This is a genomic window from Pseudomonas sp. SED1, assembly GCF_034044025.1.
Lineage (GTDB): Bacteria > Pseudomonadota > Gammaproteobacteria > Pseudomonadales > Pseudomonadaceae > Aquipseudomonas.
This window is the reverse complement of record NZ_JAXCIS010000238.1, coordinates 64,852-88,342: the sequence shown is the minus strand read 5'-3', so window position 1 is coordinate 88,342 and position 23,491 is coordinate 64,852. Positions and strand designations below refer to the sequence as shown.

Sequence of the window (23,491 nt, the reverse complement as noted above, 5' to 3'; positions counted from 1 at the left end):
AAGTGTCAGTCTCCGAATCGGTCCACTGATATACCGCTTTCGCGAGCAAGCCCGCTCCCACATTGACCGAGTTCCTTCAGGCAGAATTTTTCGAATTCCCAGGAGTTTCCAATGGCGAAGAAACCCAAGGCTGCCACCTTTATCAAAGACCCGCTCTGGTACAAGGACGCGGTGATTTATCAGGTTCACGTCAAATCCTATTTCGACTCCAACAACGACGGCATCGGTGACTTTCCCGGGCTGATCGCCAAGCTTGACTACATCGCCGACCTCGGCGTGAACACCATCTGGCTGCTGCCGTTCTATCCCTCGCCACGCCGTGATGATGGCTACGACATCGCCGAGTACCGTGGCGTGCACAGCGACTACGGAACCATGGCCGACGCCAAGCGCTTTATCGCCGAAGCCCACAAACGCGGGTTGCGGGTCATCACCGAACTGGTGATCAACCACACGTCGGACCAGCACCCGTGGTTTCAGCGCGCTCGCAAGGCCAAGCCGGGTTCGGCAGCGCGGGACTTCTACGTGTGGTCCGATGACGACCAGAAATACGACGGCACCCGCATCATTTTCCTCGACACCGAAAAGTCCAACTGGACCTGGGACCCGGTCGCCGGCCAATACTTCTGGCACCGCTTCTATTCCCACCAGCCGGACCTCAACTTCGACAACCCGCAGGTCATGAAAGCCGTGCTGTCGGTGATGCGCTACTGGCTCGACATGGGCATCGACGGCCTGCGCCTGGATGCCATCCCGTACCTGATCGAACGCGACGGCACCAACAACGAAAACCTCCCGGAAACCCACGATCTGCTCAAGCAGATCCGCGCCGAGATCGACGCCAACTACCCCGACCGCATGCTCCTGGCCGAAGCCAACCAATGGCCGGAAGACACCCAGCTGTACTTCGGGGACAAAAAGGGCGATGACGGCGACGAATGCCACATGGCGTTCCACTTCCCGCTGATGCCGCGCATGTACATGGCGCTGGCCCAGGAAGACCGTTTTCCGATTACCGACATCCTGCGCCAGACCCCGGAGATCCCGACCAATTGCCAATGGGCAATTTTCCTGCGCAACCACGATGAACTGACCCTGGAAATGGTCACCGACAAAGAGCGCGACTACCTCTGGAACTACTATGCCGCCGACCGCCGTGCGCGCATCAACCTGGGGATTCGCCGGCGCCTGGCGCCGTTGATGGAGCGTGACCGCCGCCGCATCGAGTTGCTCAACAGCCTGCTGCTGTCGATGCCTGGCACGCCGACCCTGTACTACGGCGATGAAATCGGCATGGGCGACAACATCTACCTCGGCGACCGCGACGGCGTGCGCACGCCGATGCAATGGTCCATCGACCGCAACGGCGGCTTCTCCCGCGCCGACCCGGCAAGCCTGGTATTGCCGCCGATCATGGACCCTCAATACGGCTACCAGTCGGTCAACGTCGAAACCCAGACACAAGACCCGCACTCGTTGCTGAACTGGACCCGACGCATGCTGGCCGTGCGTAAACAGTCCAAGGCTTTCGGTCGCGGCAGTCTGAAAATGCTCTCGCCCACCAACCGCCGCATCCTGGCGTATACCCGCGAATTCGTGGGCGCCGATGGCAAGAATGAAATCATCCTCTGCGTGGCCAACGTTTCCCGCAGCGCCCAGGCCGCCGAACTCGATCTTTCAGCGTTCGCCGGCATGGTCCCGGTGGAGATGCTCGGCGGCAATGCTTTCCCGCCCATTGGCCAGCTGAATTTCCTGCTGACGCTGGCACCGTACGGCTTCTATTGGTTCGTGCTTGCGGCGGAAAACCAGATGCCGAGCTGGCATGTGGAGCCGGCGCAAAGCATCCCGGACTTCACCACCCTGGTGCTGAAGAAACGCATGGAAGAACTGCTCGAAGCACCGTGCCGCACCACCCTGGAACAAAATGCCTTGCCCGTGTGGCTGCCCAAGCGCCGCTGGTTTGCCAGCAAGGACACGGCAATCGATGCCGTGCACATCGCTTACGGCGTGCGCTTTGGCGACCCGCAGCATCCGGTGTTGCTCAGTGAAATTGAAGTCACCAGTGCCGGGCAGGTCAGCCGCTATCAGCTGCCGTTCGGCTTCCTCGGCGAAGACCAGTTCACCAGCGCCTTGCCGCAACAACTGGCGCTTGCCCGTGTGCGGCGAGTGCGTCAGGTGGGCTTGGTGACCGATGCCTTCAGCCTCGACACCTATATCCGCGGCGTGATCCAAGGCCTGCAGGCCAAAACCGTCCTCGACTCCACCGATGGCGAGATTCGCTTCGAGCCCACGGCGCAGTTGGCCAAACTGGAATTGAACGACGAGTCGGAAGTGCGCTACCTCGCCGCCGAACAGTCCAACAGCTCAGTGGTGGTGGGCGGCAGCCTGGTGCTCAAGTTGATTCGCAAAGTCAGCGCCGGGGTTCACCCGGAACTGGAAATGGGCGCCTACCTGACCGAAGCTGGCTACGAACATATCTCGCCGCTGCTGGGTTCGGTGATTCGCCATGACGCCGACGGCCAGGACAACCTGCTGATGATTGCCCAGGGTTATCTCAGCAACCAGGGCGACGCCTGGGGCTGGACCCAGAACAACCTGGAACGGGCGATTCGCGACGAACTGGCCGAAGCCATCTCCGAGCAGGAACAGCACTACAACGCCCTCGGCGAACTGGCGGATTTTGCCGGTTTGCTCGGCCAGCGCCTCGGTGAAATGCATCAAGTGCTGGCAGCACCGACCGCCAACAAGGCCTTCAAGCCCGAGGTTACGTCCCTCAAGGACAGCCAGGGCTGGGCCAAGCATGTGGGCGCACAAATCGACCGTGCGTTGCAGTTGCTTAAGCAGCATCAAACCAAGTTGAACCCTGCCGATCAGGCATTGGTCAGTGCTTTACTGGATCAGAAAAAGGCCATCGCCAGTTACGTTCAGGACCTGGCGAAAGCCACGGTGGGCGGGTTGCGCATTCGCGTGCATGGCGACCTGCACCTGGGCCAGGTACTGGTGGTGAAAGGTGATGCCTACCTGATCGACTTCGAGGGCGAACCGGCGCGGCCGCTGCATGAACGTCGCGGCAAACACAGCCCGTACAAGGATGTGAGCGGGGTGCTACGGTCGTTTGATTACGCGGCGGCCATGGCGGTGAATGTGCAGGGGGTCGATCAGTCGCCTGAGGCCAATGCGTCCCGGCAACGGGTCGCCGATCGCTACTTGCATGAAGCCAGGCAGGCATTTATCCAGGCCTATCACGCTGCCACGACTACACTGGCCCATGACTGGCAGGATGCCAAAGGCCAGGACGCAGCGCTGGCGTTGTTCAGCCTGGAGAAGGCCGCGTACGAAGTGGCCTACGAAGCAGAGAATCGCCCAAGCTGGTTACCAGTGCCGTTGCAAGGTTTGCACGGGCTGCTCAGCGGGCTGAAACCATTATCGAAAACTGCACGCGGTGGGGAGTCGTCATGAGTTTTACAAGCAAAGAACCGCTGCAGCCAAAGTTGAGTGTGATGCCAGCGTCCAAGGACATCGAGGCGTTGGTGCGCGCAGAGCACCATGACCCGTTCTCGATCCTTGGGCCCCACGATGACGAACAGGGTGGCCAGTTCATTCGCGCCTTCCTGCCGGAAGCCTTGAGTGTCCAGGTGCTGGCCCGTGACAGCGGCGAGCACATTGGCAGCCTCGATGCGACCCAGGTGCCCGGCTTGTTTGTCGGCCATTTCGGCAGCCGCCAGGCGTACCTGCTGAAGATCCAGTGGGCCGGTGGCGAGCAGGTCACCGAAGACCCTTACAGCTTCCAGCAACTGCTGTTGGGCGAAATGGACCTGTACCTGTTCGCCGAAGGCAATCACCGCGACCTGAGCAGTTGCCTCGGCGCACAAGTGGCCAGCGTCGACGGCGTCGAGGGCGTGCGCTTTGCCGTATGGGCACCGAATGCCCGCCGCGTGTCGGTGGTGGGCGACTTCAACATCTGGGACGGGCGCCGCCATCCAATGCGCCTGCGCCATCCGTCCGGGGTCTGGGAAATCTTCATCCCGGGCCTGCAACCGGGCGCCGCCTACAAGTATGAAATTCTGGGTGCCCACGGGATCCTGCCGCTCAAGGCCGACCCCATGGCCCTGGCCACGCAGATGCCGCCGGATACCGCGTCCAAAGTCGCTCCGCCGCTGCAAGTCGACTGGCAGGACCATGACTGGATGCAATCGCGCGGCGAGCGGCAAAAACCCAGCGCGCCGCTGTCGATCTACGAGTTGCATGCGGGTTCCTGGCAGTGCGAACTGGACGAAGTCGGCGAAGTGTCGCGCCAGTACAGTTGGCGCGAGCTGACCGAGCGCTTGATTCCGTACGTGCAGCAGTTGGGCTTCACCCATATCGAACTGATGCCGATCATGGAGCACCCGTTTGGCGGTTCCTGGGGCTATCAGGCGCTGTCGCAATTTGCGCCCACGGCGCGTTTCGGCTCGCCGGAGGATTTCGCGTACTTCGTCAATGCCTGCCACCAGGCCGACATCGGCGTGATCCTCGATTGGGTGCCGGCGCATTTTCCCACCGACACCCATGGCCTGGCGCAATTCGACGGCACCGCGCTTTACGAATACGCCAACCCGCTGGAAGGCTTCCACCAGGATTGGGATACCCTGATCTACAACCTAGGGCGCACCGAAGTCCATGGCTTCATGCTGGCGTCGGCGCTGCACTGGCTCAAGCACTTCCATATCGACGGCCTGCGAGTGGATGCCGTGGCGTCGATGCTGTATCGCGACTATTCGCGCAAGGCTGGTGAATGGGTGCCGAACCGCCACGGAGGTCGTGAAAATCTCGAAGCCATCGACTTCCTGCGTCACCTCAACGACGTGGTCGCCCTGGAAGCCCCAGGCGCACTGGTGATCGCCGAGGAATCCACCGCATGGCCCGGCGTAAGCCAGCCGACCCAACAGGGCGGCCTGGGTTTCAACTACAAATGGAACATGGGCTGGATGCACGATTCGCTGCACTACATCCAGCAAGACCCGGTGTACCGCGCCCACCATCACAACGAGCTGAGTTTCGGCCTGGTGTATGCCTGGTCCGAGCGTTTTATCCTGCCGATTTCCCACGATGAAGTGGTGCACGGCAAACACTCGCTGATCGACAAGATGCCCGGGGACCGCTGGCAGAAGTTTGCCAACCTGCGGGCTTACCTGAGCTTCATGTGGATGCATCCGGGCAAGAAGCTGCTGTTCATGGGCTGCGAGTTCGGCCAATGGCGCGAGTGGAACCACGATCAGCAACTGGACTGGTACCTGCTGCAATACCCTGAACACCGGGGCGTGCAGAAACTGGTGGGTGACCTCAACCGCCTGTACCGCGAAGAACCCGCACTGCACGACCAGGACGACGCGCCACAGGGCTTCCAGTGGCTGATCGGCGACGATGCGATCAACAGCGTCTACGCCTGGCTGCGCTGGAGCAAGGACGGCAGGCCGGTGCTGGTGGTGGCCAACTTCACGCCGGTGCCACGCGAGGCCTACAAGGTCGGCGTGCCATTTGCCGGGCGCTGGAGCGAAGTGATCAACAGCGATGCCGACACTTATGCCGGTTCCAACTTTGGCAACGGTGGCGGGGCGTTTACGGAGGACGAGCCCAAGCATGGGCAGCCGTTGTCGCTGTCGCTGAACCTGCCGCCATTGGGCGTGCTGATCCTGCGACCGGAAGCCTGACACGCCTCTTGTAGGAGCGAGCTTGCTCGCGAAGACCGTTAACGATAACGCGGCTAATCTGGATGAGCGCGGTGTCTTGATGTTTTTCGCGAGCAAGCGCGCTCCTACAGGTTAGAAGTCGACCCTTATGCCAATCGTGCCCTTGCGCCCATTCAGCTGATTGCTGTCCAGATTGCTGTTGTACCCCACCTCGCCATACACACTGACGGTGCTCGATACCTGCAGCGTCGTCCCGGTGCTGATGTCCAGCGTGGTGGACTTTTGTTCGGTGTTGATGTCCGTGCTGTCATTGAACGTGACGGTGTTATTCCCGGCGCTGGCGTGCCACACGTTGGTACGCACATAAGGCAGCAGGGGCATGCCGCTCACGCTGTAGCTGCCCTTGAGGCGAATACCAAGGCGGGTGACGACGTTAGTGTCGGCGCTGAATGAGACATCTGAAATCCCGTCATTCTGGCTGTCCAGATAGCTACGATCGACAATCACCTGGGCCTGCGGCTCAACCTCCCAGTGTTCAGACACCGCAAACGGCATTCCCACCTCCACGGACCCCAGTACGTTGTGGCCCTTGGTCGGCAGTTTGAGGCCCCGGTCGGATTCACTGTGGCCATCGAACCGTGTACCCATCAGCACGAAATCGATATAGGCGCGGTTGGCGCCGATGAGCGTCCAATACGCGCCCAAGCTGTCACCGCGCAGGGTGGTGTTGCCGGCGTCCTTGCCTTGAAAACCGCTATTGAATCCCGCCACATTGCCCGTCAGGCGGCTGTGGCCGACAAAGAATCCGAAGCGTTGGGTCAGGCCAGCGTCGTCGGTCCAGGCATACAGGTCAGTGCCAACCTGGAAACCGGATATCGAGCTGTCCAGTGATGGGCTGACGGTACCGGCGAATGATTGCCGCGTGCTGCTGCCATACACCCGGCCCCAACCTGCCGCTAAAGCGCCAGGTTGCCGTTGCAGGCTTTGGTCACCCATGCGTTCGTGGTAGGTGCCCAGCATGCCTTGGACCATCTGTTGTACGGCGGGAAACAGCACGGCGTACACCGGGACTTCCGGGCGATAGATCGGTATCGGTTCTTCGCCTGGGAAAATCCCCGGAAGGTCCGGCGTGCCATCGGCCGGGACGGGTGGGAGGATGCCCACTGGGTCGTCAGGATCCTCAGGGTCAACAGGGTTGGGCAGCGGCGGCGCCACCACTGCGGATCGCAGGAACCAGTTTTGCCCGGTGCCCGGCGTCACGCCACCTTTGAACAGGTAGTACTCGTAGGCGCCTGCGGAAACGGCACCACCGCGCAGGGTAAACGCCAGGTCGCTGCTCGTGGCACCGTTAAGCGCCTCAACCACCTGGATGCCGTTTTGCCGGGTCATGGCGCCGGGGCCGGCAAGGTTGGTGACCGTGACGGTGGTGCCGCCTTGCAGCGTGCCCTGGCTCACCACCAGCTTGTCACTGGCCGAACCGTCGGCGCCGAGCACCGATTGCAGCGCCAGTTCGCCGCCATTGCCGGTGTAGTTGCCGTTGACGGTCAGGCTATCGGTCGCGCTGGAGCTGCCGGTGGTCATGTCGATCATGCCACCGTTGTTCAGGTTGGCTTGCTGCCCGGCCGTGAAGGGGCTGATGCTGCCTTGGGACACCTGCAGGGTGGCGCTGCCAAAAATGTTCATCGTGCCGGTGGCCGTAGCGCTGTCACCGAGCTTGAAGTCGCCACCCAGGGTCAGGCGCGAATTGTTGTCCAGGTTGATCGTTTCCCAGTTGATATAGCGGGTTGGCGTGGCGGATTGGGTGTTGTCGAAGGTCAGGGTGTCATTACCCAAACCACCGTCCAGCCGCGGTGTAGAGGCCAGGGTGGTTTCTGTCAGGTTGTGCAGGAAACCCTTGTCAGCGCCTTCGCCCATGAGGATTTCCTTATGGATCAGGCCACCGCCTTCCCAACTGAACTCATCGTCGCCAAAACTGGCGAGGATCTGCCCATCTATCTCACCGCCGCTGACTTTGATGATGTCGTTGCCGCCGCTGACGCTGATATTGCCACCGACGGTTCCTCCGGAAACCAGGATGGTATCGTTTCCGAAGCCGGTGACCAGATTGCCAAAGATTTCTCCCCCCCTCAGGTCGAACAGGTTGTTGTCGAGCTTCATGTCGACCCGTCCGATGCTGCCACCGGTCATCAGCGCAATATCGCCGTCTTCAAACGCACCGATGATCTTTCCGCTGCTCATGGTGAACTCGTCATGACCGTCGCCCTGAGCCAGTGAGGTGACGTTACCACCGCTCTGGAAGTACTGATCGACCCCATCACCCTGGGAGATTGCACCGGAACTGCCCCCGCTGATTTGCGCGATATCACGGCCTGAGCCTTGAGTCACTGTGCCGGAGATATTGCCATTGAACAGCTGAAAGATATTTCTTCCGTCGCCTTGGTTGATCGCGCCATTGATCGCGCCGGAATCCATCGTGACCCGATCATCACCCGCGCCATAGGTCACGTTACCGACGATGATGCCGGTGCCACCGACGGGGAACTCCAGGACGTTGCTTCCTTGTAAATCCGTCAGCGTGCCGGCACTGCCATCGCGGCAAAGGGTGGTGTCGTCGCCAGCGGTTATGACCAGCGTACAGGCAGCCTGCGCGGGGAGGGGCCAATTGAGCAACAGCGTCGTCACGCTGCAGACGCCCAGATACGTCACTGATGAAAACCGTGTGCTCATGATTCGCCCTCCCTGCAAGCCGGTATTCCAAGCTAGCCACACAGAGAGAGCGTTCGCTACTGTCAGAAGTTACAGGTATAGACGAGTGGGTGCGCCTACAAAAATACAATCTCATACGGCTCGCGCATGCGCTCCAGCAGCACTTGAGCCAGATTCGGCGCCAGGCCAATTTCCGGGTCGCCCGCCAATTGGCTGGCATAGGCGTGGGCAGCATGCAGCTTGCGGGCGACGCTCCAGGTGTCGAGCCGGACTTTGCGTGCGCGCTGCCAGGGGATTGCCGAGGTCTCTCGCGCGGGCCAATGCCAGGCCCAGATCGGCAGTTCATTCAGGTGCACGCCTTTGAGCGCACAGGCTTTGGCAGCGGCGCGGCCGACGGCGTCATGGTCATCATTGCCGTCGTTGCGCCAGGTCGTGAACACCACGTCGCCGGGTTGCAGGTAGCGCGCGATGAACTGGCTCATCTGCTGTTCCCGCACCGCCAGGGCGTTGTCGGCAAAGCCGCCGCGAATCCATTTCAGGCTGTGCAGGGGCACCCCCAGGCGGCGCAGGGCTTCCACACTTTCCTGGGGCCGCACCACGCTCAAGCGTTTGGCCGGCCACACGCTGGACCCCGGGTGGCTGGCGCTGCCGTCGGTAATCGAGATTAGTTGCAGAGGATATTCAAGGGTGCTGAGCAATTGCAGCAGACCGCCACAGGCGATCACTTCGTCGCCGGGATGCGGAGCGATGACCACCACGCGAGCGCCGGCAGGTACCAGGGTTGCGGGATTGATGGCAGGGATTTGCGCGAGTTGCGGGGCGCTGTTCCAGATTTGCGCGGGGCCCCGGCGGTTGTCACTTAACAGTGCAGGCTTCATGAGTGTCACGTCCTTGTTCATCGGTGGTGCAGGCCGTACCCCGTTGACGGGACGGCTCTTGTGGGACGCGAGCGTCATCCAATGCACGCTCGCGGCGCTACGGCGTTCCAACCCTGGATTGCCGTGCAAGGAATAGTGATGATAGTTATGAATCGCCGCTTTAACACCGCCGAGTGTCGCAATTTTTTCAGGAGGCTTGCATCAGGCTCTTCAGGTAGTCACCGAAGCCGCCCTGTGCGCGGCAATCCAGGCGGGCGCTGGTAATCACCTGGGGCGAGTGACTCCAGGCAATGGAAGCCCCGCAGCGCTCCAGTTGGCGTACCAGCTCCACGTCTTCATGGCAGGGCAACGGCTCAAAACCGCCGGCCCGCACGTACGCACCCGCGCTGATCCCCAGGTTGGCACCGTGAATATGCCGATGCCCGTCCCGGGCCTCATAGGCCTGGTGATAGCGAATTTGCGCCGCCGGGTCGAAGTCTTCGCTCCAGGCATCCACCGTCACCGTGCCACACACCGCATCCACACCCAGGGCCAGTTGCGCCACCAACCAATCGGGGGCGACGCGGCTGTCGGCGTCAGTGCAGGAAATCCAGCGCGCGCCATTGTTGAGCAAGTGCCGCGCGCCCACGCCACGCACGTGGCCCACGTTACGCGCCTGCACTTCCAGGGTTTGTACCTGGTATTCGCGGGCGATCATCGCGCTGCGATCGCTGCAACTGTCGAGCACCGTAAGAATCTGCACCTCTTCACCCAGCAGACCTGGATGACTGGCCGCGACCATTGCGGCTTTCAGGCATTCAGGCAGCAGTTTTTCTTCGTTATGCACGGGTATCAGGATGCCGATCATCGCAGTCCCTCCAGGGTGGCGACCGTAGTGCCGTCCCGGCTCCACAGGTCCAGTAGAAAATCGCTTTCGTGATGCTGCACCAGGTGTGGCATGTCGAGTCGCTGGGCAAGGCGCGCGTGCACCTGTTCGGCTGTCTGCGGGCAACCGTCGATGGGCGGGCGCCAATGGCAGGCGAGGATTTGTCCGTCAGGCGTCAGGCAGGCCAGGGCGCGATCGATCAGCCCGTCAAAGTCCTTCGGGTCCAGGTAGTAACACAGCTCGCTGAGCACGATCAGCTCGAAGGTCTCGCTGGGCCATTGCTCGGGCAGGCGGCTCTGCTGCACGGTGGCGTGGCTGAAGCCGCGCAGCCGCGCCTGTGCCAGGCTGACCGCCGCTTGCGCCGTGTCACAGCACAGCAGGCGGTCACAGCGCGGGGCCAGCTCGAAGCTCAGCTCCCCGTTGGCGCAGCCAGGCTCGAAAATCGAGGCGTAGCGGGGCCGGGTCAGCAGGGCCAGGGTCAGGGCCCGCTTGCGCCGCTCGTACCAGCGTTGGCGAAAGGCCCAAGGGTCGTCGTTGCCGGCAAACAGCTCATCGAAGTAGGGGGTGGCGACGCTCATACAAACACCACTTCAAAGGGTTGCAACAGGCGCTCCAGCACATAAGGTGCGAGCACCGGCGGCAGGCCGATCTGCGGGTCGCCCTCCAACTGGCTGGCGAACGCATGGATTGCATGCCGTTTACGGGCCACGGCTTCAGGTGTCAGGAGGATTTTGCGAGCGCGATCCCAAGGCACCTGGCTGTCTTCCGGGGTTGCCCAATGCCAGGTCCATACGGGCAGCTCCAGCAAGGTTGCGCCCACGGCCCGGGTCGCCTTGGCACTGGCACGGCCCACGGCCTCGTGGTCGCAATGGCCGTCTTCGCGCCAGGTGGTGAAGACCACGTCGCCGGGCTTGAGGTAGCGTTCGATGAAGCGGCCCAGGTCTTCTTCGCCCGCGGCGACCTGGCTGTCGCTGAACCCGGCCCGCAACCATTTGAGGCTGTGCAATGGCAAACCCAGTCGGTGCAGGGCCTGCGCCGACTCTTGCGGGCGCACCACGCTCAGGCGTTCCACCGGCCAGCGGCGTGACCCGGGATGACTGGCGCTGCCATCGGTGACGGAGATCAGCAGGATGGGCCGGTCCAGCGCGGCAAGGCCTTGCAACAGGCCGCCGCAGCCAAGGACTTCGTCGTCCGGATGCGGGGCGATGATCACGGCGCGGCTGCCCTCAGGCACCAGTTCGGCAATGTCCACGCAAGGCAGCTCGGCCAGTCGCGACGAGCTCTGCCACAGGTGCAAGGGAGTGCCCTGGCCGACGATTGGATTGATCTTCATAGTTCCCATCTCCCTGGGCGCTCTTCGGCGACCTGTTGACCAAGGGCGGCCAGGTCGCGCTCGGCGTGACTTTGCCGCAGGTACACCGGCAAGTCGGCAATCAGCTGCGCAAAATGCGGGTCCTTGCAATACGGCCCGGCCCCCAGTGCTCGGCCAACATGGTGAATCACCTGGTCGACGGTTTCTTCAATGCAGGCGCGGGCCTGTTGTGCCAATAGCCGGGCATCGGCCTTGGGCTGCCGGTCGATGTGGTTGGCGCTGTCGCGCAGCACACAGGCCGCACTGTGCAAGGCGCTGTCGACGCTGCCAAGGTGAGCCAGGGCGTGGGGCTCCGGGCGTTTTGCGCACTGCTCGCGCAAAGCCTCAGCCAAGCGTTGTGCCGCGCCGTACCAGCAGGCGGCGATCCCGATGCCGCCTTGCCAGAAGCCCGGGCGGGCCAGGTAGTCTCCGGGCTTGCCGATCGCCAGGCCAACGGCGTCGCTGAACAGCACTTCAACACTGCCGGTCTCCGCCATGCCCACGGCGGCCCAGCCGTCATCGGTGACCGTCACGCCCGGCTGGTGCATTTCCACCGCAACCAGTTGCTGGCGATCCTCTTCGTCCCACGCCGTTAGTAACCCGTGGCTGACAACCGCGGCGCCCGAGCACCAAGCCTTGCGGCCCTCCAGCCGCACACGCTGGCCGTCACGCCGGATCCGCACCTTCGCGGTTGGCGGCTCGGCGGCCCACATGCCCCACGTACTGCCAACAGGCGGCAAGGGGCTGTCGAGTTCAGCGATGATCGCCAGGGCGTCAGTGTGGCCTTCAAACAATTTGCACAGCCGCAGGTCATGGCCGGCGACTTGCGCCAGCCGGCTGAAGCGTTCCAGAGTTTGCCCGCTGCCCGGCAAGGGCAGTTGGTCCAGGCCTTCCTCCACCAAAGCCCTCAGCGCAGCGCCAAGGGCCTGGGTGTCCGGGTAATCCCGGTAGCCGCGAAGAAATTCATGCAAGGCCATGTCACACCTCGTCCTCATGCTGCAATTCAAACAGCAGCAGCGAACGCCCGGTGACGGCGTATTCGTGATCGAAATCGAAGCGCTCCTGACCCCGCACCGCCGGCTCGTTGGTGTCGAGCATGCACGTCCAGAAGCCGCCATCCGGCACCGGTGGCAGGCGGAAATTGACCATGTCGTGGTGGGCGTTGACCACCAGCAACAAGGTGGCATCGGCCCCCGGGCGGCGAATCCCGGTTTCCTGGGCGCGCCCATCCATCAGCATGCCGAGGCAGCGGCCGTGGCTGTCTTGCCATTGCTCGATGGTCATTTCATCACCGCTCGGCGCGAGCCAAGTGACGTCCTTGACGCCGATGTCTTCGTTGTAGTCGCCCACCAGGAAGCGTCCGCGACGCAGGATCGGGTACGCCAGGCGCAGCTTGATCAGGCGCTTGACGAACTTGAGCAGGGCCTTGCCGTCTTCATCCAGTTCCCAGTTGATCCAGCCGATCTCGCTGTCCTGACAATAGGCGTTGTTATTGCCGTGCTGGGTGCGGGCGAACTCGTCACCGGCCACCAGCATCGGCGTGCCCTGGGCCAGCAGCAGGGTGGCGAAGAAATTGCGCATCTGGCGCAGGCGCAGTGCGTTGATTTCCGGGTCGTCGGTGGGGCCTTCGACACCGTGGTTCCACGACAGGTTGTTGTTGCTGCCGTCCTGGTTGTTCTCGTCGTTGGCTTCGTTGTGCTTGTCGTTGTAGGACACTAGGTCGTGCAGGGTGAAACCGTCGTGGGCGGTGATGAAGTTCACCGAGCTGTATGGCCGCCGACCCCGCTGGTTGAACATCTCGCCCGAGGCCGTCATGCGCCCGGCGAAGTCCGCCAGTTGGCCGTCGTCGCCTTTCCAGAACGAGCGCACGGTATCGCGGAAGCGGTCGTTCCATTCCACCCAGCCCGGCGGGAAGCCACCGACCTGATAACCACCTGGGCCGCAGTCCCACGGCTCGGCAATCATTTTCACCTGGCGCAGCACCGGGTCCTGGCGGCAGGCCACGAGGAAACTGTGGCGCTCGTCGAAACCGTCGCGGTAGCGGCCAAGGATGGTTGCCAGGTCGAAGCGGAAACCGTCGACGTGCATCTCGGTGGCCCAGTAGCGCAACGAGTCCGTGACCATCTGCAGCACACACGGGTGGCTCAGGTCGAGGGTGTTGCCGGTGCCGGAATCGTTGATGTAGAAGCGCTTGTCATCGGGCATCAGGCGGTAGTACGAGGCGTTGTCGATGCCGCGCATGGACAGGGTCGGGCCTTGCTCGTTGCCTTCGGCGGTGTGGTTGTAGACCACGTCCAGGATCACTTCCAGCTTGGCTTCATGCAGGTGCGCAACCATCTCCTTGAATTCGGCGATCTTGCCGCTGGCCAGGTAGCGCGGGTCTGGGGCAAAGAACGCAATGCTGTTGTAGCCCCAGTAGTTGGTCATGCCTTTTTGCAGCAGGTGCTGGTCGTTGACGAAGGCGTGCACCGGTAGCAGTTCCACCGACGACACACCCAACTGGCGAATGTGCTTGAGCACATCGTCAACCATCAGCCCGGCGCAGGTACCGCGCACTTCTTCAGGCACCGAAGGGTGGCGCATGGTGATGCCGCGCAAATGGGTTTCATAAATGATCGTGCGGTCCCACGGCGTGCGTACCGGCTGGTCATTGCCCCAGGTGTGGGCCGGGTCGATGACTTTGCACTTGGGCACGAAGGGCGCGCTGTCGCGTTCGTCGAAACTGAGGTCGGCATCGGGGTGGCCGATGGTGTAGCCAAACAGTGCTTCCGACCATTTGAGTTCGCCCACCAACTGCTTGGCATAGGGGTCGATCAGCAGTTTGTTGTGGTTGAAGCGATGACCGTTGGCCGGGTCATAGGGACCGTACACGCGATAGCCGTAGATCAGCCCGGGATGGGCGTCGGGCAGGTAGCCGTGGAAGGTCTCGTCGGTGTATTCGGGGAGTTCGATACGTTCAAGCTCGACTTCGCCGCTGTCGTCGAAGATGCACAGTTCGACTTTGGTGGCGTTGGCCGAGAACAGCGCAAAGTTAACCCCAAGACCGTCCCAGGTCGCGCCGAGGGGGAAGGGCAAACCTTCACGAATCCGCGACGGCTCGTTTTCCGGCGTCGATTTGGGCTTGTTGGGTTTGCTCATGGAAGTGCTCCTGCAAGTAGTTTTTCCAGGCCGAACGGGGCCTTTCTGGCGTGAAGCCAGTTAAATATCGTGGGTTGGACGGCCTCCTGCGGTGCGGGCGCACGCGCAGGAGGATCTTCGGGTCAGGGCGCCTTGGGCTTCTTCGCAGCAGGCTTCTTCGCCGCCGGCACTGCGCTTGGCTTGGCTGCCGCTTTGGGCGCTGCCGCCGCCGGCTTGGCTTTAGGCTTGGCCTTGGCGGCCGCCTTGGGCGATTTGGATGGCGTCAACGCTTCGGCTTCCGCCAGCTTGCGCGCCATCTCCCAGTGTCGCGCGTCCTCGCCGTGGGGTTTGCCTTCCGACTCCCAGATCTGATGCGCCAGTTCGCGTATGCGTTTGTCTTCAGTACTCATCGCAATGCTCCTCACAGAAAATTTTCAGCTTTCTTGATCATCAGGATTGATAAAGACATTGACCGGGAAATCCCCCAGGGCAGCGCTGATCATGAGCTCCTTGTTTGGTGTGACTGCGCCTGTTCGGAAAAGTCCCTTCCAATTTCGGGTTGGTGCGGCGAACGGTAAACGGACCCGGGTATCGCCCCAAATCTGCGCGTTGATCAGCGGATGCACACCGTTTTCAAGCAGCCGATGAGGCCAGCGCGGCACCACCACGAGCAGCTGTTTACCCTGGTATTCGCGGTAGAAAGCGACCACCCGTTCGGCGTGCTCGCCCACCACTTCCAGAGGTTCGTAAGTGCCCTGGCGAAACAGCTGCGGGTACGTCTTGCGCAGCGCCAGGACCTGGCCGATCAATGCCTGTTTTATACGCCCGTCATGCCAGTTGAACATCAGCTCGCCGATGTCCGGCGGCGTGTGCAACCTCTTTTCTCGCGCGTGAAAATCCACCGGCCGGCGGTTATCAGGGTCTACCAGAGTGAAGTCCCAGAACTCATCGCCCTGATACAGATCCGGCACGCCCGGCACGGTGAGGCGAAGCAAGGATTGCGCCAGCCCGTTGACCGCGCCTGCCGGGGCGATGGCCTGGGCGGCTGCGCCGATGGCGTCGCGCAGGGCCTTGCCGGAGTCTTCCAGCAGCAGCCGTGACAGGAACGCTTCGACACCTTGTTCATACAGCTCGTTAGGCGCGCTCCAGCTGCTTTGCAGCTTGGCCTCGCGCAGGGCTTTTTGTTGCCACTGCCAGAGGCGCTGATGATAGTCCGCCAGGCCCTCGGCATCATCGCGATGCAGGTCCAGCGGCCAACTGCCGAGCAGCACCTGATAGAGGATCAACTCATCACCGGCTGATGGAGTGTTGGCATCGCTGCGCAAACGGGCGGCGTGGGTGCGCCATTGCTCCACCTGCTCGGCATACCACTCGGCGCATTCGCTGAGCACCGCCAGGCGTGCACGGGTGTCTTCGCCGCGCTTGTGATCGTGGGTCGCGGTGGCCAGCAGGTTGTCGGGGAAGGTGCGCAGGCGCTGCTGGTTGACGGCGTGGAAGTCCGCCAGCGGTGCGCTGAATTGTTCGGTGCTGAAGCCCACGTCATTGCGCGACAGCAACACGCCCGAGCGATAGAACGCGGTGTCTTCCACGGCCTTGGCGGCCGCCGGTGAGGTCAGTTGCTGGAAGCGCACGCAGGCATGCTTGAGCATCTTGCGTTCGCGGCCCAATGGGCGGTCGCGCCAGGGTTGGCCGCCGAGCCATTTTTCCAGGTAGTCGAGCACCGGCCAGTCGCCTTCGCTCAAGGTGCTGCGGGCACCTGCCAGGGCTTGCAGGAAAAATACGTCGTCCAGTTCGCTGCGGCCCCGGGCGCTGATGTAGGTGCGGTACACCGGGAAGTGCACGATCAGTTCCTGCAATGCCCGGCGAATTGCACCCAGGGTCAGGTCGCGGCTCATCACATCGTCCCGGGCCACTTGCAGCAGGGCCTGGGCCACGCTTTCAAAGTCGCCGGCCAGGGAGCCGTTGAGTATCTGCTGGCGAGCCAGCCAGGCTTCTTCGATAAACGAAGAGGGGCGTTCGGTGTGGCGCGTCCACAACTCGGCCAGGGGCTCGAAGCCATCCGGGTCGTGTTGCAGCAACGACAGCTGGTTCATGAATTCGTAGCCGGTGGTGCCGTCCACTTGCCAGTCTTCGCGCAGGGTTTCGCCTTCGCCGAGGATCTTCTCGACGAAGATCGGCAAGTGCCGCCCACCGGCCAGGGAATCCACCCGGCGGCGCAGTTTGCGGCAATAACCGCGAGGGTCGGCGAGGCCGTCGATATGGTCGATACGCAGGCCATCGATCAGGCCTTCGCTGATCAGCTGGAAGATCTTGCCATGGGTGGCCTCGAACACCGCGCTGCGTTCAACCCGCAGGCCGCCCAGCTCGTTGACGTCAAAGAAGCGCCGCCAGTTGATATCGTCCGCCGCCGTGCGCCAACTGGCCAGGCGATAGCTTTGTTGTTCCAGCAGGTTGTGCAGGCGGGCGAAGCCTTCAGGCTGGCGCGCGTCGTAGAGGCTGAGGTTGTCTTCGATGGCCTTCAGGGTGTCCGGATCACGGGCAGCTTCGACCAACTCCTGTTTCAGCGCGGCGGCCTGGGGGTAGGCGTCTGGCTGGTAGGCCAGGCCGCTGAAGCGGTCGGCCAGCGTCTTGATCGGCAGCAGTTCGCCGTAATCTCGTGGGCAAATCGGGAAGCGATGTTCGTAGTGCTCGACGTAGAAGCTGCCGTGCTGCGGGTCGAAACGCAGGGGCAGGGCGCCGGTTTGCAGGGCTTCGCCGTAGTCGCTGCCAAGGAACGGCATCAGCAGTTGACCCTTGAGCAGCGGGTCTGGCGAGTGCCATTGAATGTCGAAGAACTCACTGTAGGGACTCAGGCGGCCCCATTCCAGCAGGCCAAGCCACCAGCGGTTATCGGCACCGCCGACGGCCATGTGGTTGGAGACGATGTCGAGGATCAGCCCCATCTCGTGCTCGCGCAGCGCTGCTACCAGCCGGCGCAGCGCCGGTTCGCCGCCCAGTTCGGGATTGACGGTGGTGGGATCGACCACGTCATAGCCGTGCATGGAACCGGCACGGGCACTCAGCAGCGGTGAAGCATAGAGGTGGCTGATGCCCAGTTCGGCAAAGTACGGCACCAACGGTACCGCGTCGTCGAGGGTGAAGCCCTTATGAAATTGCAGGCGCTGGGTGGCCCTTAGCGTCAATGGCTTCATCGGTCACGCTCGTGGGCCTGGATGCGCGCTACGGCCAGCAGCTCAAGGCGGCGGGCGGCGTTTTCATCGTCGAGCAGGGTGGTTGCATCGCCCGCCAGGCGGCGGCGCCAATTCGGATGGGTGTCGGTGGTGCCGGGCAGGTTGGCTTGCTCCTCAACCCCCAGGGCATCCTCCAGCGGCAGCAATACCAACGGTGCCCGGGTGTGGCCCAGGTAGCGCACGCTGGCGTCGATGACATGATCGGTTTCGTTGCGCACTTCATCGGTGAAGTTCTGCGGATCCTGGCTCAAGGCCTGGCGCAGCGCCTGGCGTTCCCGCAGGCGGTGGTCGCTCCATTGTTCGACGGTGGGAGCATCGATCAGCCCCAACTGGATATTCCAGTCGATATCGCGGCTGTGCCACCAGCCGTTGAGGGTCGGTAAATCGTGGGTGCTGGTGGTGGCCAGCGCGTTGTCCGGCCAATCCAGAATCGGCTTGAACTGGCCGTCGTGGTCTTGCTCGAACAACAGCACGCGCATGCCAAGGATCGAGCGGGCGATCAGTTTTTCCCGCAGGCCGTCGGGTACGGTGCCCAGGTCTTCACCGAGGACGATCGCCTGATGGCGGCTCGACTCCAGCGCCAATAAGCGCAGCATGTCGTCCACCGGGTAATACAGGTACGCACCTTCACGCGGTGAGGCATCCATCGGGATCACCCACAGGCGTTGCAGGCCCATCACATGGTCGATGCGCAAGCCGCCGGCATGGGCGAAGTTGGCCCGCAGCATTTCGATAAAAGCGCGAAAGCCATTGCGCTTGAGGCCTTCGGGAGAGAACGCAGAAATGCCCCAACCCTGGCCTGCGCGGTTGAGGATGTCCGGTGGCGCACCCACGGTGAGTTCCGCCAACAGTTCGTCCTGACGGCTCCAGGCCTGGCTGCCGCCGCCGTCAGCGCCTACGGCCAGGTCGGCGATCAGACCGACGCCCATGCCGCTGCCGCGCGCCGCTTGTTGCGCGCGCTCCAGGCAACGGGCGATCAACCATTGGCTGAAGGCGTAGAAGCCGATTTCATCCCGATTGGCTTCGGCAAATTGCACCAGCGCCGGGCTTTGCGGGCTCTGCCAGTCCTCGGGCCAGTGACGCCAGTCGAGGCTCTCGCCGCTGGCCGCACGTTCGGCCTGCACGGCTTCGAAGCGGCAGTGGTTTTCCAGGGCTTCACCGCCAGCCTGGCGGAAGCTCAGGAAGTCGGCGTGTTGCGGGTGGTCGCCCCGGCGGAAGTCTTCATACAGGGTGCGCAACAGGCGCTGCTTGGCTTTGGCAGCGGCCGGCCAATCGATCAGCGATTGCTGCTCAAGGTCATGCAGCTCGTCGGCCAGGTCGCTGGCTTCGATGGCGATTTGCACCGCGCGCTCACCGAGGATGCAGCCGGGGGAGGCGTACAAGCTATTGAGGAACAGGCGGCTGGACGGGGAATACGGGCTGAAGCGTTCGGTGTCGGCGCTGAACATCGCGTGCATCGGGCTGATGGCCAGGGCATCGGCGCCGCGTTCGGCAGCAGAGCGGGCCAGTTGCTCCAGGGCCTGAGTGTCGCCAAAGCCTCCGTCGCCACTGCGTCGCAGGGAATACAGTTGGGCGCTCAGGCCCCAGGCGCGGGCGGTTTCGGTGTCGACCGCTTCAGCGACGGTGTAGCAATGAGTCGGTGCCACGGCCAGGGTGAAATGCTGGTCGGCGATATGCACCTGTTGGTAGCCCACCGGGATCGATCCGGACAACACCGCATTATCGTCCAGGCGCAGGTCCAGCACGCTGTCGTCTTCGAGGTGAATCTGGCACGGCGTACCGGGGGCGAAGTAGCGCGCCAGGTCGAGGCCCGCGCCGCTGTCGACGGTCATCAGGGGCGGCAGGTGCTTGTCTTGCTGCACGCGCTCCAGGTCTTGCAGGCTGGCTTCGATCTCGGTGTCGCTGTCGGCCGGGTGGCCCAGGCCTTTGAGCACGGCGCGCAGGGCGTCGGCTTTGACATGTTGCGGGCGGCCATTCGCGTCGATCCAATCGACGGCCAGGCCCGCTCGGCTGGCGAGTATTTCCAATTGCGCGTCGCTCAAGGGTGCTCTCCAACAGGGGAATGGGTGAGGCTGACGCGGGCGCTGAAGGGGGCCAATTGTTTGGCCCCGCTGGCCTGCGTCACAAATAGGAGGTGCTCGGCGGCCGGGTAGTTCAGAGAATCGGCGCTCAGGTTGAGGTCGATCTGCAGCAGGCTGCCATTGCCCAGGCGCCACCGCGCCGTGACCGCGCCTACCGCCAGCACTTGCGCGCCCAGAGCGACGCTGCCCGGCAGGTGCGGCACGATATGCTGGTGGCGCAGGCTCAGTAGCTGGCGGTAGAGCTGCGAGTCGCCGCAGTCGGCGAGGGCGGGCGCCGAGCGGCGGAAGGTTTGCAGGGAGTTGGGGTCGGGAATCCGTTCGCGGCGTTCGGGGTCGCTGAACGCAGCAAAGTCGGCAAACTCGTTGCGCCGGCCTTCGCGTACCGCCTCGGCCAGCTCGCCGTGGTGGTCGGTGAAGAACAGGAACGGTTCCTCGGCGTTGACTTCGTCGCCCATGAACATCAGCGGGATCATCGGTGACATCAGCAACAAGGTCGTCGCGGCGCTCAGGGCCTGAGGCGAACACAGTTGATGCAGGCGTTCGCCCAGAGCGCGGTTGCCGATCTGGTCGTGGTTCTGCAGGAACAGCACAAAGGCGCTGGGCGGCAGGTGGCCGCTGGGTTCGCCCCGTGCGTGGCCATGGCGCGTGGTGTGGCCCTGGTAGATAAAACCTTCACTCAGGCAGTGGGCCAGTTTGCCGGTGGGGTCTTCGGCGAAGTCGGTGTAGTAAGCGTCGGTTTCGCCGGTGAGCAGCACGTGCAGCGCGTTGTGGCCGTCATCGTTCCACTGCGCATCGAAGCCGCGCTCCAGCAGGCTGGCCTGGTTGAATTCGTTTTCCAGTACCAGCCACACATGGCGGCCAGTGTCGACTTGCTGGCGTACTTTTTGCGCCAGTTCCTCAAGAAATTCGGGATCGTTGATGGCGTGCACGGCGTCCAGGCGCAGGCCGTCGAAGCGGTATTCCAGCAGCCACATCAGCGCGTTGTCGATGAAGAAGTCGCGGACCTCACGTCGATCAAAATCGATGCCGGCGCCCCAGGGTGTGTGCACGTCTTCGCGAAAGAAGCCTTTGGCGTAGGTGCCGAGGTAGTTGCCGTCGGGGCCGAAGTGGTTGTAGACCACATCAAGGATCACCGCGAGGCCATGGTGGTGCGCGCTGTCGATCAACTGTTTCAGTTGCTCGGGCGAACCGTAGGAAGATTGGGGGGCGTAGGGCAGGACGCCGTCGTAGCCCCAGTTGCGTTCGCCGGGGAATTGCGCGATGGGCATCAGCTCAATGGCGGTGACGCCCAGTTCGGCGAGGCGCGGCAGTTGTTTTTCGACCTCGGCGTAGCCCCCCAGTACGCCCACGTGCAACTCGTAGATCACCGCTTCGTGCCATGGCCGGCCTTGCCAGTGGCTTTGGCGCCACTGATAGGCCAGCGGGTCGACCACCACGCTGAAGCCGTGAACGTCCGTGGCCTGTGCCCGGGAAGCCGGGTCGGGAACGTCCTGTTCGCCGTCGATGTTGTAGCGGTAGCGTGTGCCCGGTGGGCATTGCAGCTGCACCACAAACCAGCCATCGGCCTGGGGCAGCATCGCGACCGATTCACCTTCTTCAAATTCAACGCTGACATAAAACGCGTCTGGCGCCCACAAGGCGAAACGGGTGTGTTCCGCATCCAGCATGATCGCGCCGTGGGGCCAGGTTTCCAGAGTCCTTGACGGCATCTATGAAGACCTCTTTTTTACTGTTTCCCCGATCTTCCCAGCGCTTTCGCTACCAGTTGCTCATAAAGTTCGGCATAGGGTTCCACTGCCTGGCACCAGTTGAACGGTGCGGCCATAGCCCGGCAACGCATGGCGTTGAGCAAGCCTGGGAAGGCGAAAACCTTGAATGCGCGGCTCAGGGCCGCTTTATAGCTTTCGACAGTGGATTCGTTGAACAAGAAACCGGTGACGCCATCTTCGATGGTGTCGGCCAGGCCGCCAGTGTTGCGGGCAACCGGCAACGAGCCGAAGCGCTGGGCGTACATCTGGCTCAGGCCGCAGGGTTCGTAACGGGATGGCATCAGCAGGAAGTCACTGCCGGCGAACATGCGCCGAGCGTCGGTCTCGTTGAAACCGATGCGCACGCCGATCTGGCCGGGAAAGCGCAGCGCCAGGGCGCGCATTGCTTGCTCTTCTTCCGGCTCGCCGCGACCGATGATCGCGATCTGGCCGCCGTTTTCGACAATAAAACTGGAGACCGCTTCGGTCAGGTCCAGGCCTTTCTGGTAGACCAGCCGCGACACCACGGCGAACAGCGGGCCGGTGGAGTCGTCCAGGCCGAACAGGTTGCGTACATGGGCGGCGTTCTGTGCCTTGCCTTCCCAGTCACCGATGTTGAAGGGGTGAGTCAGGTGCGGGTCGGTAGACGATTCCCAGCTTTCATCAATGCCGTTGGGAATACCGCTGAGCAAGCCTTGCTGGGTCTTGCTGGCGAGGAAGCCATCCAGACCGCAGCCGAATTCGGGGGTGGTAATTTCCTGGGCGTACGTGGCGCTGACCGTGGTGATATGGCTGGAATACGCCATGCCGGCCTTAAGGAACGAGAGCTTGCCGTAGAACTCCATGCCTTCCTGTTGCAAGGCGTGTTCGGGAATCCCCAGCTCCGGGCACGAGGCCAGGCTGACCACGCCTTGGTAGGCGAGGTTATGAATGGTGAACAGCGTAGGGGTACGTGACCCACGCCAGTGCATATAGGCCGGCGCCAGGCCTGCGGGCCAGTCATGGGCGTGCACCAGGTCCGGGCACCAGTGGATTTGCGCCAGGTTGGCGGCAATATCGGCGGCGGCCAGGCCCAGGCGGGCGAAGCGGATATGGTTATCGGGCCAGTCACGGCCGTTATTGGCGCCGTAGGGCGTGCCTTCGCGTTCATACAGTTCGGGGCAGATCAGCACGTAGATGACCAGGCCATCCTTGAGGTCCATGCGCCCGATCTTGCACGGCGGCAGCGCAGCGTGGCCGCCCAGCTCACCGATGATATGGATGGGGTTGTCGCTTTCCAGCACCTGCGGGTAGCCGGGGATCAGCACGCGCACATCATGCAGGTGCGCCATGGCGCGGGGCAGGGCGGCGGACACATCACCCAGGCCGCCGGTTTTCACCAGGTCAGCCAGTTCCGAGGTGACAAACAGCACTTTCTTGCGATTGGGATTACGACTTTGAACCGGCCGCAGCGTGTTGGGAAGGTCAACCAAAGAGGTCGGCCCGCCAACCGGCTGACTAAAACGCTCTCCCTGAGTATCTACAGCGGCACTGATCATAGTTCTCTCCCATGTGTTGGTCGGCTGATGGCATATGGCAATCAGCAAAGGTTGACCGCATCCTGCGGCCAGGCGCACAAGCGCTACACAGACTGGCAAGCCTTATGCCAGTTGTGCTGGAGTCTTGAATTGAGTGGATGGACGGGCGTTCGGTGTGAACCGTCAGCGCTCGCCTTACCTTAAACCTGACCTACGGCAGAGTTGGAAAGTTTCGATTTTTTGCGGGGTTTTTGTTTTGGATCGGACCCATCGGTCATGAGTCTAGGACAGATCCTAGAGCCCGTGGGGTCTGTGGGAGATTTTTGTAG

Annotated in this window: 14 protein-coding genes; 2 read left to right on the top strand and 12 right to left on the bottom strand. The window is 62.6% G+C overall.

The features are described from left to right. The first annotated feature begins 111 nt into the window (after window positions 1-111). Window positions 112-3,459 (top strand): maltose alpha-D-glucosyltransferase, encoded by a 3,348-nt coding sequence (treS, locus tag SNL23_RS31115; protein ID WP_318304704.1) that lies wholly within the window; start codon window positions 112-114, stop codon window positions 3,457-3,459. Beyond that, window positions 3,456-5,690 (top strand): 1,4-alpha-glucan branching protein GlgB, encoded by a 2,235-nt coding sequence (glgB, locus tag SNL23_RS31110; protein WP_318304703.1) that lies wholly within the window; start codon window positions 3,456-3,458, stop codon window positions 5,688-5,690. The genes treS and glgB overlap by 4 nt, the downstream gene beginning before the upstream one ends. 111 nt (window positions 5,691-5,801) lie before the next feature. Here the strand turns inward: glgB and SNL23_RS31105 are convergent, their stop codons facing one another. The 12 genes from SNL23_RS31105 to glgA form a co-directional block, all read right to left on the bottom strand. Continuing rightward, a complete protein-coding gene (locus tag SNL23_RS31105; RefSeq protein WP_318304702.1) occupies window positions 5,802-8,396 on the bottom strand; it encodes an autotransporter family protein in 2,595 nt (864 codons plus the stop codon). Window positions 8,397-8,491: 95 nt separating this feature from the next. Further along, window positions 8,492-9,253: a PIG-L deacetylase family protein gene (locus tag SNL23_RS31100; protein ID WP_076013883.1), complete on the bottom strand. Its 762-nt coding sequence runs from the start codon at window positions 9,251-9,253 to the stop codon at window positions 8,492-8,494. A gap of 187 nt (window positions 9,254-9,440) precedes the next feature. Continuing rightward, a complete protein-coding gene (locus SNL23_RS31095) occupies window positions 9,441-10,100 on the bottom strand; it encodes a glycosyltransferase (RefSeq protein WP_167664991.1) in 660 nt (219 codons plus the stop codon). After that, a complete protein-coding gene (locus SNL23_RS31090) occupies window positions 10,097-10,696 on the bottom strand; it encodes an SAM-dependent methyltransferase (RefSeq protein ID WP_318304700.1) in 600 nt (199 codons plus the stop codon). Before SNL23_RS31090 ends, SNL23_RS31095 begins: the two co-directional genes overlap by 4 nt. Further along, window positions 10,693-11,451: a PIG-L deacetylase family protein gene (locus tag SNL23_RS31085; protein ID WP_167664989.1), complete on the bottom strand. Its 759-nt coding sequence runs from the start codon at window positions 11,449-11,451 to the stop codon at window positions 10,693-10,695. Before SNL23_RS31085 ends, SNL23_RS31090 begins: the two co-directional genes overlap by 4 nt. Then, a complete protein-coding gene (locus tag SNL23_RS31080; RefSeq protein ID WP_318304699.1) occupies window positions 11,448-12,446 on the bottom strand; it encodes an acyl-CoA dehydrogenase family protein in 999 nt (332 codons plus the stop codon). Before SNL23_RS31080 ends, SNL23_RS31085 begins: the two co-directional genes overlap by 4 nt. 1 nt (window position 12,447) lies before the next feature. Next, the gene (gene glgX, locus SNL23_RS31075) at window positions 12,448-14,607 is read right to left on the bottom strand and encodes a glycogen debranching protein GlgX (protein WP_076013888.1); all 2,160 of its coding nucleotides are present in this window, start codon (window positions 14,605-14,607) and stop codon (window positions 12,448-12,450) included. Window positions 14,608-14,729: 122 nt separating this feature from the next. Next, window positions 14,730-14,996 carry a DUF2934 domain-containing protein gene (locus SNL23_RS31070; protein ID WP_318304697.1) on the bottom strand — a complete coding sequence of 89 codons (267 nt, stop codon included), beginning with the start codon at window positions 14,994-14,996 and terminating at the stop codon, window positions 14,730-14,732. Between the two features lie 24 nt (window positions 14,997-15,020). Then, the gene (locus SNL23_RS31065; protein ID WP_318304696.1) at window positions 15,021-17,777 is read right to left on the bottom strand and encodes a malto-oligosyltrehalose synthase; all 2,757 of its coding nucleotides are present in this window, start codon (window positions 17,775-17,777) and stop codon (window positions 15,021-15,023) included. Then, window positions 17,774-19,858 (bottom strand): 4-alpha-glucanotransferase, encoded by a 2,085-nt coding sequence (gene malQ, locus SNL23_RS31060; RefSeq protein ID WP_318304695.1) that lies wholly within the window; start codon window positions 19,856-19,858, stop codon window positions 17,774-17,776. The genes SNL23_RS31065 and malQ overlap by 4 nt, the downstream gene beginning before the upstream one ends. After that, window positions 19,855-21,606, bottom strand: coding sequence for a malto-oligosyltrehalose trehalohydrolase (gene treZ / locus SNL23_RS31055; protein ID WP_318304694.1), 1,752 nt, complete (start codon window positions 21,604-21,606; stop codon window positions 19,855-19,857). Before treZ ends, malQ begins: the two co-directional genes overlap by 4 nt. A gap of 17 nt (window positions 21,607-21,623) precedes the next feature. Then, a complete protein-coding gene (gene glgA / locus SNL23_RS31050) occupies window positions 21,624-23,183 on the bottom strand; it encodes a glycogen synthase GlgA (protein WP_076013892.1) in 1,560 nt (519 codons plus the stop codon). Between the last annotated feature and the right edge of the window lie 308 nt (window positions 23,184-23,491).

Excerpts from the sequence above, each read along its gene's own strand:
- treS (WP_318304704.1), top strand. The coding sequence starts at position 112 with ATGGCGAAGAAACCCAAGGCTGCCACCTTTATCAAAGACCCGCTCTGG.
- glgB (WP_318304703.1), top strand. The coding sequence starts at position 3,456 with ATGAGTTTTACAAGCAAAGAACCGCTGCAGCCAAAGTTGAGTGTGATG.
- SNL23_RS31105 (WP_318304702.1), bottom strand. The coding sequence starts at position 8,396 with ATGAGCACACGGTTTTCATCAGTGACGTATCTGGGCGTCTGCAGCGTG.
- SNL23_RS31100 (WP_076013883.1), bottom strand. The coding sequence starts at position 9,253 with ATGAAGCCTGCACTGTTAAGTGACAACCGCCGGGGCCCCGCGCAAATC.
- SNL23_RS31095 (WP_167664991.1), bottom strand. The coding sequence starts at position 10,100 with ATGATCGGCATCCTGATACCCGTGCATAACGAAGAAAAACTGCTGCCT.
- SNL23_RS31090 (WP_318304700.1), bottom strand. The coding sequence starts at position 10,696 with ATGAGCGTCGCCACCCCCTACTTCGATGAGCTGTTTGCCGGCAACGAC.
- SNL23_RS31085 (WP_167664989.1), bottom strand. The coding sequence starts at position 11,451 with ATGAAGATCAATCCAATCGTCGGCCAGGGCACTCCCTTGCACCTGTGG.
- SNL23_RS31080 (WP_318304699.1), bottom strand. The coding sequence starts at position 12,446 with ATGGCCTTGCATGAATTTCTTCGCGGCTACCGGGATTACCCGGACACC.
- glgX (WP_076013888.1), bottom strand. The coding sequence starts at position 14,607 with ATGAGCAAACCCAACAAGCCCAAATCGACGCCGGAAAACGAGCCGTCG.
- SNL23_RS31070 (WP_318304697.1), bottom strand. The coding sequence starts at position 14,996 with ATGAGTACTGAAGACAAACGCATACGCGAACTGGCGCATCAGATCTGG.
- SNL23_RS31065 (WP_318304696.1), bottom strand. The coding sequence starts at position 17,777 with ATGAAGCCATTGACGCTAAGGGCCACCCAGCGCCTGCAATTTCATAAG.
- treZ (WP_318304694.1), bottom strand. The coding sequence starts at position 21,606 with ATGCCGTCAAGGACTCTGGAAACCTGGCCCCACGGCGCGATCATGCTG.
- glgA (WP_076013892.1), bottom strand. The coding sequence starts at position 23,183 with ATGATCAGTGCCGCTGTAGATACTCAGGGAGAGCGTTTTAGTCAGCCG.